The sequence below is a fragment of the Acinetobacter sp. YH12218 genome, assembly GCF_013417925.1.
In the GTDB taxonomy this organism is placed as follows: Bacteria; Pseudomonadota; Gammaproteobacteria; order Pseudomonadales; family Moraxellaceae; genus Acinetobacter; species Acinetobacter amyesii.
The window spans coordinates 1-9,899 of sequence record NZ_VPDB01000089.1 but is presented as its reverse complement, the minus strand read 5'-3'; the positions used below and the strand labels follow the sequence as shown (position 1 = coordinate 9,899).

The window sequence follows — 9,899 nt, the reverse complement described above, 5'->3', positions numbered from 1 at the left end:
ATGAGAAAGCCCATATAAATGGGTAGAGTACAAGTTGCTGTAGAAGCATTTTTAATTCGTCTGATCACAGATACTTTATAAAGTATTTTAATACTTTTTTGAATCCGTCAATGCGTAAGTCCTATAAGAAATAATTTTCAGTATTCTGCTGACTTAAGGCCTGCCCATCTTCTAAATTGGCTGTTTGATTTAAACTTTTAAGCCCACCACTAAACATCGCCCAACCCATTTTCGCCAAGAAAAATCCACCAACAGCCATTAAAACTTGTTGTATCCATGGAAATTGCTCAACCAGAACCGTAAAGCCCAATAAGGTTAAAACGACCCACACCACAATCCCGACAGAGATCCCCGCAATAATTTTTAAGGTATTTGCACGGGTTGTTGATGCTGCACTTTTAGCAATTAATAATACATCTGGACCGGGACTCAATTGCGCAACAAAATGAAGCGCACAGATGGTGAATAACAGTGACATGCAAGCTGATTCATTTGAATTAAAACGTGAAGATTATATCGCTTGTTCAATTTTTTTGTTGGCAACACAAGGTTTATTTTTAGGCCGTATCAAAATTTACGCAAAAAAAAAGCCGAATACACATTCGGCCTTTCATACTGAGTTAATTATTTTTTATTGACATCTTTCAGTTCAATTTGTTTCGCATCTGGCGTCACTTCACGAGCTTCACCATCAATAACGGATGAATCACGACCTGATTGCTGATTTTGCATATCTTGCATTTGACGCATCATATCTGCAAATGGGTTCTGACCTTGAGCACCGCCCATGCCTCCCATATCGCCCATCATGCCACCCATCATTTTTTCCATCATGGCTTGCTGACGCTTCATCATGGTTTTCATCATGACCGCTTTCATGGCACTTTGTACAGGTGGAATCAAAATAAGTAGTGCCATAATATCTGAGATTAGACCCGGCAACAGCAACAAGAAACCAGCCAAAATTTTAGGTAAGTTTCCAGTTAAAGCTGGATCATTACTCATTTGACCCGCTTGCATTTGCTGCATTTGAGGCATCAGACCTGATGAATATTTACGGATAATATTCATCCCTATAAAGAAGGCCGCCACGAACCAGAAAAAGACATACCACATGCTGCCGACGAGGTCGCCCACACCGATCCAGACAAACACTTCCAGGATCAAGCCTGCTAAAATCAGAAGAAATAATTTCATGAAAATTAAACAAATCTCAGTAAATTAATTTAAGGTGTTGCGTTCAACTGCTCAATCACTATCAAGCTTTTTTGACACGCTTATGTAACAATATGGGCATTATTTTATTTTTAAAGGGCAAATAGGGCAAACATGTCATTAATTATCGGTATTGACCCTGGGTCGCGCTTAACTGGTTACGGCATCATCGAAAAGGATGGTTCTAAACTACGTTTTGTCGATGCTGGCACCATTCGTACCGAAACGACAGAAATGCCTGAACGCTTAAAACGTATCTTTGCTGGTATTGATCGTATCGTAAAGTTTCACGGACCTACTGAAGCCGCGGTTGAGCAAGTTTTTATGGCTCAAAACCCTGACTCTGCCTTAAAACTGGGTCAAGCACGCGGTGCTGCCATTGCCGCTTTAACCAATTTAGATTTACAAGTCGCTGAATATACAGCACGTCAAATCAAACAATCAGTGGTCGGCTATGGTGCGGCAGACAAAGAACAAGTCCAAATGATGGTTATGCGCATTCTGAACCTAAGCATCAAACCACAGCAGGATGCAGCCGATGCTTTGGCTGCCGCAATTTGTCATGCGCATGCGTCTGGTAGTATGAGTAAAATGGCTGTACTGAATGCCTTAGGTGGTATGGCTCGTGGTCGAAGTCGTGTAAGCACTCGACGTCGATAAATAATCGTCAATTCATATAGCTCAGTAATTCATTCTGTTTTCAAAAGCCCATTCAATCTAGTGATCAAATTTAGCGAATCATTTTAAAACCGCTATAGTCTAATTCATGCATTGGAATTTCTTGCTGATCGATTTTAGTTACGTCTGCTCGTAAAGGCCCCACCAGACTGTGTTTCAGTATTTTATGAATGGCGTCTTCAGTTCCAATAATCAGTGCTTCAACTTCGCCAGTCGCTAGATTTTTCACATAGCCATTTAAACCAAGTGCAATCGCTTGCTGTTCAAACCAACGACGATAGCCAACGCCCTGCACTTTACCTTGAATTCGCAATTTAACTGCATGCATTTTAGTCTTCAACTCCTGAATGATTGACCACATGATAAACCGCTTGGGCCATATCCTGCGCTTGCAAACCACGCATCCCCGGCTTCGCCAATACATCACCTGCTAAAGCATGCAGGCTTACGATTTCGTGCAGATGAATTTGCTGATGGAATTGTGCTTTTAAACTTGCAATCATCCCTGCAAGCACATCGCCCATACCGCCTGTACCCATTCCTGCATTACCTGCGGTGCAAATCCAAAGCTGATCTTCAAGTATTAAGCTGCCTGCCCCTTTAAGCACCCATTGACCTTGAAATTTTTCTTTTAAATACTGAATTGCTTGTACACGATCCGCTTCAACTTCTGCAGTAGATAGACCCAATAATTTTGCAGCCTCACCCGGATGTGGCGTTGCATAGGTGCGTGTATTCAATTTTTCAGGTGTTTCAGCTAGAAACCACAAGGCATCTGCATCCAAAACAATTTCCAAGGTTGACTGCTGAATCAATGGAAACCATGACTGAAACTGCTGTTGTGCCCAATTGTCACGACCAAGCCCCATGCCAAAGCTAATCGCATCGACATGATCGATCAGTTGCCGAATCGCTTCTGTATTTAAAGCATTGATATCGCGTAGCATAATATTCGGTGCGCGCGCCAAAATTGCGGTGTGATGTCGTGCATCACAAACAACCGTGACCTTACCTGCACCTGCATGGAATGCAGCCTCAGCAGCCATAATCACCGCCCCACCCATTTCAGCATGTCCACCAACAACTAAAACATGTCCATAACTGCCTTTATGACCAAAAGCTTGTCGCTCAGGTAAAGTGATTTTCTGCGGTGACAAATACGCAAGTGGTTTAAGCTCAGCATCAGTCGGTATGCATGCTATCACCGAAACTTCACCTGCATATTCCTTCGCTTGGCCTGTAAATAACCCTGCTTTTAAACCCAATGCCGTAAAGGTATAATCGGCTTGAAATGCGATGGGTAAAGGCTGTCCTGTATTGGCATGTAAACCGCTTGGAATATCAATCGCAACTTTGAGTCCCGTGCATGCATTCAATCGTTGAATAATGGCTTGCCACTCGTGAGAAAGTTCACGATTGAGCCCTATACCAAATAATGCGTCGATATAGACGTCATAGTCACGCTGAAAATCAAAATGTGTATAGATCTTGAGCTTGTGATCTATCGTTTCCTGTACCGCAGAATGCAAATCTTTCGATGCCCCTATTTCAGCGGCATAGATATCGACTTGAAAGCCTGCTTGCTGTAGATATTGCGCTGTAAGATAGCCGTCGCCTGCGTTGTTACCCTGCCCACAACACACTGCAATATTTTTTAAATTTTGCTGCTTTAACATTGGAATAAGTTGCTGAGCAATCGACCATGCGACCTGCTGCATCAGACCATAACTGCTATTGTGCTGAGCAAACCAACGCTGCTCCCAAGCTTGAATACTTTGGCTAAGATAAACAGGGCTATGGTAAACTTGCAGACGCATTGTTTTTCCTTGTTATGATTATGGCCGCTTCAACTCCTGCACAAAAAATTCCTGTCGATCAATATGATCCAGAAACCCTAAAAGCATGGATTAAAGCGCAAGCCTTAAATTTAGGTTTTTCTGATTGTGTCATCGCAAAGCCAGATGCTCAAGAGGAACTCCCTCGTTTTAAAGAATATTTAGAACGTGGTTATCATGGCGATATGAAATTCCTAGAGGAAAACCTTGAAAAACGTGCCAATCCTGCACTTTTAGTCCCCGGCACACGCAGTATTATCTGTGTCCGCATGGACTATTTGGTCGAAACCCCAAAACCACGTTATGTTCCTGATGAGCCAAATGCAGCCATCATTGCACGCTATGCACGAGGTCGTGACTACCATAAAGTCATGCGCGGACGTTTAAAAACTTTGTCGAATATTATCCGTGAAAAAATCGGAGATTTTGAATCTAGACCCTTTGCCGACTCTGCCCCAGTGTTTGAAAAATCCTTAGCTGAAAATGCAGGCATGGGCTGGACAGGCAAACACACCTTACTGATCCATAAAAAATCAGGCTCATTTTTTGTATTAGGTGAGCTGTTTACATCACTCGATTTGCCTTTTGATTCTCCGGCAACCAAACATTGTGGTTCATGCACAGCCTGTATTGATATCTGTCCAACTCAGGCCATCGTTGAGCCCTATATGTTAGATGCACGTAAATGCATTGCCTACTTAACCATCGAATATAAAGGCATCATTCCTGAAGAATTACGCCGTGGCATTGGCAACCGTGTGTTTGGCTGTGATGACTGTCAACTTATCTGTCCATGGAATAGCTTTGCGCATAAAACTCAAATTGAGGACTTTTATCCACGTCATCGCCTCGACCAAGTGAGTTTATTAGATCTTTGGCAATGGGATGAAGCCACTTTTTTAAGCTGTACTGAAGGCAGTCCTATCCGACGAACAGGCTATCAAAGCTTTATGCGAAATATCGCCATTGGCTTAGGCAATGCACCATACAGTTCAAATATTGTTCAATCATTAAAAAATTCTCGCGAAAAACATGACGCGATTGTGCAAGTTCATATTGATTGGGCAATTGCAGAACAAAACTCAAAAATGCTTTAAGGGCTTTTATTCTATATTTTCCAGATCCTTACAAAGTTTTCTTTTAAGCTAAAACTTAGTGACGCAATCAAAGAAAATTGATTTTTCAGCTTAAAATAAACATTGCAGCGATTGTGCTGACATTTAACACAACTTTGTAAGTATCTTAAATATCAAAACTTCTTTAAAAAAGCCATTTCAATGCACTTTAGCTAAATTTCAATGTTACAAAATAGTCTTGGAAGTCTGCAAATTTTACGTATGATGATCTGCATTAGGCAGAAAATATGGATTATTTATGAGCTACCGAAATGACTGGACACATCCAGAAATACAAGAGTTGTATCAACAACCATTGATGGATTTATTATTCCAAGCACAGACCATTCACCGTGAATATTTCCAAGCCAATCATATTCAAGTCAGCACCTTACTTTCGATTAAAACCGGTAAGTGCCCTGAAGACTGTAAATATTGCTCTCAGTCTGCACATTATGACTCTGGATTAGAAGCTGAAAAACGTCTGGCTGTGGAAAAAGTCATCAATGAAGCGAAAGCTGCGCTTGCCTCAGGTTCTTCGCGTTTTTGTATGGGCGCTGCATGGCGCAATCCACATGAACGGGACATGCCCTATGTGCTAGAAATGGTGCGTGAAGTCAAAGCGCTGGGACTTGAAACCTGTATGACCCTTGGCATGCTGAATCAGTCTCAAGCAGAGCGCCTACATGAGGCAGGCTTAGATTATTACAACCATAACCTCGATACCTCTCGTGAGTATTATCCCAATGTCATTAGCACGCGTAGCTATGATGACCGTTTAACGACGCTAGACTATGTTCGCCAATCTGGAATGAAAATCTGTAGCGGCGGAATTGTGGGCTTAGGTGAAAGCCGTGATGACCGTATCGCCTTTTTGATGGAGTTGGCAACGCTGCCGATTCATCCTGAATCCGTGCCGATTAATCTCCTTGTCCCTATTCAAGGTACCCCACTTGCAGAGGTTGAGAAACTTGATGTGATCGAATGGATTCGCACCATTGCAGTCGCACGGATCATTATGCCAAAAAGCTATATTCGACTCTCTGCAGGTCGTGAATCCCTGAGTGATTCAGAACAAGCTTTGGCATTTATGGCAGGTGCAAATTCACTCTTTTCTGGTGAAAAACTGCTGACCACGCCAAATGCAGGCGAAGGCAAAGATCAGCTTTTATTTAGCAAACTCGGTTTAATCGCGGAACAGCCCAAACCAACTGCTGCACAGCTTTCAACTGATGCCATGCAAATGGCTTAAAACCCAAGCCCCGAACATCGGGGCTTAGTTTTATTGAATGATCAGTGGTAGGTTTCAATGTGCAATGCAAGAGATGGTGCGAATAAATGAATGGTTGAATCACCATGAGTATGGAAAATATATCGATTACTTCGCAAAGTTATGTGCTGTTATTAAAATTCCATAGCCTGCATTTAAATAATCCCCTTCACGAATAATGTCTTGACCATTAGCATGTTGAACCACCAATTGCTGCTGAATCACATCATAATGAAAAGATTCAAAGCAATCCTGATGTTGTAATAACCATGCAATGGTATCTGCCATATTGGCATCGACGGTATAACGCTCGGCTTGAAAATCTTTACTCATATCTGCATAAAAACTGTGAATGTATTTCTATTTTAATGATTTCAATATTGACCGGCATTAAAAAAGTGAGCTTTCGCTCACTTTTTTTGGCTGAGACTCTGCATTACTTTGTCACACCGCACTTACGACATTCCTTGTGCGAACCGATTTCTTCCATTTGCTCGTATTCGTAAATATGCATGCAAAATAGTTTTCTGAATAATTGAAGCATGTTGTTAAAACTCCCGTTTATTTATTAATGTGCTTCTGAATATTTCGTCCTGAAATATTATGATCATGCCTAAACACGCCATAGCTAATTTATTATCATATTTTTCCAATGAGTCAAATATCTTTACTTTAAAATGACACAATTTCGGATAATCGGTTATTTTTAAGCCTGCCTTATATTCACCTGAGTTCTAAGGATTTTTATTAATATCAGCATCACAGATATAGATTAATTTTCAGCAAATTTCGCACAAAAAAACTCTCCCTTAGGAGAGTTTTTTCAAATAGATGATCACATGAGTAACGTTATTCACAAGCCCAGATTTAAACGTTCTGACTGGCAAACTTCGCACGTGCAGCATGCAATTTTTTATAGCTATCAATCAGACGTAAATGACGATCTAAACCTTCAAGTTGCATATTGGTTTCAGTTAAACCGTAGAAGCGAAGACTGCCATCCATTGAACCAATCACTGCATCCATACGTTCGTCACCAAACATACGACGGAAATTATGTTCATAGTCATTGAGATCTAAGTCATCGTCCAATTCAACTTCTAAAACCACATTCATGCATTGATAGAACAAACCACGTTCGACCGTATTGGTGTTGTATTGAAGGAAGGTTTCGACCAACTCTTTTGCTTCTTCAAACTCTTGTAGCGCAATATAGATCAGTAGTTTGAGCTCAAGTACCGTTAATTGACCCCATACGGTATTATCATCAAACTCAATCCCGATGAGCGTCACAATATCCGTGTAGTCATCCACTTCAAGCTCTTCTAAGCGCTCAACCAGTGACACTAACTCGTCTTCATCTAGACGATGAATATTTAAAATATCTTCACGAAAGTCCAAAGCTTTGTTGGTATTATCCCAAACCAAGTCTTCAACCAAATACACTTCAGAATAACCCGGAACCAAAATACGACATGCCGTAGCACCTAGATGCTGGTAGACCGCCATATACACTTCTTTGCCCATGTCTTCTAGAATCGCAAACATCGCTGCAGCTTCTTCTGCATTGGCATTTTCACCTTCTGCAGTGAAATCCCACTCTACAAAATCATAGTCTGATTGTGCGCTAAAGAATTTCCAAGACACCAAACCACTTGAGTCAATAAAGTGTTCTACAAAGTTATTTGGCTCAGTGACTGCATTCGAGCTAAACGTTGGTTTTGGTAGATCGTTTAGACCTTCAAAGCTTCGGCCTTGTAGAAGCTCGGTTAAGCTACGCTCTAAAGCTACTTCGAGTTTAGGGTGCGCACCAAAAGATGCAAAAACCCCACCAGTACGTGGGTTCATTAAGGTTACGCACATCACAGGGTACTGACCACCAAGTGAAGCATCTTTTACCAATACAGGAAAACCTTGTTCTTCTAAGCCTTGAATACCCGCAACAATACTTGGATATTTGGCTAAAACCTCTTCTGGTACATCTGGTAGAGCCAATTCACCTTCTAAAATCTCACGTTTGACCGCACGCTCGAAGATTTCCGATAAACATTGCACTTGAGCCTCAGCCAAGGTATTCCCTGCACTCATCCCGTTTGACAAGTATAAATTTTCAATCAAGTTTGATGGGAAATACACTGTTTCACCGTCGGACTGACGGACAAATGGAAGAGAGCAAATACCGCGTGCTATATTTCCTGAATTGGTGTCATATAGATGTGTGCCTAATAACTCATTTTCTGGGTTATAAATTTCACGTGTATAGTCATCTAAGATTTCAGTAGGTAACTCGCCTTCTGGGCCGGGTTGGAACCATTTTTCATCTGGGTAATGCACAAAGTCAGCATTGGCAATCTCTTCACCCCAGAACTGGTCGTTATAGAAGAAGTTGCAATTGAGACGTTCAATAAATTCACCCAAAGCCGAAGCTAATGCGCTTTCTTTGGTTGAGCCTTTACCATTGGTAAAACACATGGGCGATTGTGCATCACGAATATGTAGAGACCAAACATTCGGCACGATGTTACGCCATGACGCGATTTCAATCTTCATGCCTAAACCAGCCAAAATACCTGACATATTGGCAATGGTTTCTTCTAATGGCAGATCTTTACCCGGAATAAACGTGGTACTGTCTGACGCTAAATTTGGCATAAGTAAAGCTTGTGCATCTGCATCAATGCTTTCTACTTCTTCAATGACAAACTCAGGACCAGTTTGAATCACTTTTTTAACCGTGCAGCGGTCAATTGAACGCAAAATACCTTGACGGTCCTTTTCAGAAATATCCGCAGGTAGTTCAACTTGAATTTTGAAAATTTGCTTATAGCGGTTTTCAGGATCAACAATATTATTTTGTGATAAACGAATATTATCTGTCGGAATGTCTCGCGCCGCACAATACACTTTTACAAAATACGCTGCACATAATGCTGATGACGCTAAAAAGTAGTCGAATGGTCCGGGAGCAGAACCATCACCTTTATAGCGAATAGGTTGGTCGGCAATTACCGTGAAGTCATCAAATTTGGCTTCTTGTCGAAGGTTATCGAGATAATTAACCTTAATTTCCATGTGGGCACCTAAATATTCTTATGTGTCAGTGCAACACATAAAAATGAAAACATAAGCCGAATAACTGTAGGACATTGACTTAAAAATGTGAGGCCAGTACCAATCTAAGCGCTTTTGGGCACGGTACTGACAAGAATGGGCATTATTATAAGGTTATTTTGACTGTTTGATAACTTTTGTCGTGATTTACATCACGATAGAATCCGGCACTTTGTGCATTTTGGTCGAATCCAAGCTCAACTGCTGCAACTACAGCCAATTTGTTGTGTTAGTGTGCAGCCGTGAAGAAAAAGGCTTGTCTTTTAAAAAAATCTTCGCTAGTATGCTTTGCGTCTGAACTTGTTGATAAATAACACATTCAGAATATAGGGCCTATAGCTCAGTTGGTTAGAGCAGCGGACTCATAATCCGTTGGTCCACAGTTCAAGTCTGTGTGGGCCCACCAAATTTTAAAATCATATACACTTATATGACATATAAACCCTTAATTCTAATAGAGTTAAGGGTTTTTTATTATCACTAACAAACTTATATACACTCATATAAAACTCCCCTCCTTGTATCCTTGCTTGTATCCTTAATTAAAACTCTCTGTACACGACAAATTTCATAGGATCCTTGTCCTATCAGGCTTTTTCTTTCTTAAAATTGCTAGCACTTTCTTAAATTCTTCTTTTTTTCCAAAACCAATCAAACGTAGAATAGCCATTTGAA

The 9,899-nt window shown here is 41.0% G+C and carries 8 protein-coding genes, 1 tRNA gene and 1 pseudogene; 4 read left to right on the top strand and 6 right to left on the bottom strand.

Going from position 1 to position 9,899, the window contains the following annotated elements:
* Positions 1–124 precede the first annotated feature (124 nt).
* Positions 125–478: pseudogene (locus FTV03_RS15965) on the bottom strand (LysE family transporter); the annotation flags it as partial.
* Between the two features lie 146 nt (positions 479–624).
* The gene (locus FTV03_RS15960) at positions 625–1,197 is read right to left on the bottom strand and encodes an FxsA family protein (protein WP_180042143.1); all 573 of its coding nucleotides are present in this window, start codon (positions 1,195–1,197) and stop codon (positions 625–627) included.
* Positions 1,198–1,329: 132 nt separating this feature from the next.
* Between FTV03_RS15960 and ruvC the strand changes: the two genes are divergently transcribed.
* Positions 1,330–1,875, top strand: coding sequence for a crossover junction endodeoxyribonuclease RuvC (gene ruvC / locus FTV03_RS15955; RefSeq protein WP_078189034.1), 546 nt, complete (start codon positions 1,330–1,332; stop codon positions 1,873–1,875).
* A gap of 70 nt (positions 1,876–1,945) precedes the next feature.
* Here the strand turns inward: ruvC and FTV03_RS15950 are convergent, their stop codons facing one another.
* Positions 1,946–2,221 carry an acylphosphatase gene (locus FTV03_RS15950; RefSeq protein WP_078192889.1) on the bottom strand — a complete coding sequence of 92 codons (276 nt, stop codon included), beginning with the start codon at positions 2,219–2,221 and terminating at the stop codon, positions 1,946–1,948.
* 1 nt (position 2,222) lies between these two features.
* On the bottom strand, positions 2,223–3,710 hold the full coding sequence (locus tag FTV03_RS15945) for an NAD(P)H-hydrate dehydratase (protein ID WP_180042141.1): 1,488 nt from the start codon (positions 3,708–3,710) through the stop codon (positions 2,223–2,225).
* Between the two features lie 20 nt (positions 3,711–3,730).
* On the opposite strand from FTV03_RS15945, the gene queG reads away from it, so the two are divergent.
* On the top strand, positions 3,731–4,825 hold the full coding sequence (queG, locus tag FTV03_RS15940; protein ID WP_180027229.1) for a tRNA epoxyqueuosine(34) reductase QueG: 1,095 nt from the start codon (positions 3,731–3,733) through the stop codon (positions 4,823–4,825).
* A 277-nt stretch (positions 4,826–5,102) separates the two neighbouring features.
* Positions 5,103–6,095: a biotin synthase BioB gene (bioB, locus tag FTV03_RS15935; RefSeq protein WP_180027230.1), complete on the top strand. Its 993-nt coding sequence runs from the start codon at positions 5,103–5,105 to the stop codon at positions 6,093–6,095.
* 126 nt (positions 6,096–6,221) lie between these two features.
* Here the strand turns inward: bioB and FTV03_RS15930 are convergent, their stop codons facing one another.
* Positions 6,222–6,446, bottom strand: a complete 225-nt coding sequence (locus FTV03_RS15930) for a hypothetical protein (protein ID WP_111885746.1) — start codon at positions 6,444–6,446, stop codon at positions 6,222–6,224.
* A gap of 534 nt (positions 6,447–6,980) precedes the next feature.
* Positions 6,981–9,185 (bottom strand): OsmC domain/YcaO domain-containing protein, encoded by a 2,205-nt coding sequence (locus FTV03_RS15925; RefSeq protein ID WP_180042139.1) that lies wholly within the window; start codon positions 9,183–9,185, stop codon positions 6,981–6,983.
* Positions 9,186–9,553: 368 nt separating this feature from the next.
* On the opposite strand from FTV03_RS15925, the gene FTV03_RS15920 reads away from it, so the two are divergent.
* Positions 9,554–9,630, top strand: a tRNA-Ile gene (locus FTV03_RS15920).
* Positions 9,631–9,899 lie beyond the last annotated feature (269 nt).

Bases quoted from the DNA above. Each gene is read 5' to 3' on its own strand.
- FTV03_RS15950 (WP_078192889.1), bottom strand. From the start codon at position 2,221: ATGCATGCAGTTAAATTGCGAATTCAAGGTAAAGTGCAGGGCGTTGGC.
- queG (WP_180027229.1), top strand. From the start codon at position 3,731: ATGGCCGCTTCAACTCCTGCACAAAAAATTCCTGTCGATCAATATGAT.
- FTV03_RS15960 (WP_180042143.1), bottom strand. From the start codon at position 1,197: ATGAAATTATTTCTTCTGATTTTAGCAGGCTTGATCCTGGAAGTGTTT.
- FTV03_RS15925 (WP_180042139.1), bottom strand. From the start codon at position 9,185: ATGGAAATTAAGGTTAATTATCTCGATAACCTTCGACAAGAAGCCAAA.
- FTV03_RS15945 (WP_180042141.1), bottom strand. From the start codon at position 3,710: ATGCGTCTGCAAGTTTACCATAGCCCTGTTTATCTTAGCCAAAGTATT.
- bioB (WP_180027230.1), top strand. From the start codon at position 5,103: ATGAGCTACCGAAATGACTGGACACATCCAGAAATACAAGAGTTGTAT.
- FTV03_RS15930 (WP_111885746.1), bottom strand. From the start codon at position 6,446: ATGAGTAAAGATTTTCAAGCCGAGCGTTATACCGTCGATGCCAATATG.
- ruvC (WP_078189034.1), top strand. From the start codon at position 1,330: ATGTCATTAATTATCGGTATTGACCCTGGGTCGCGCTTAACTGGTTAC.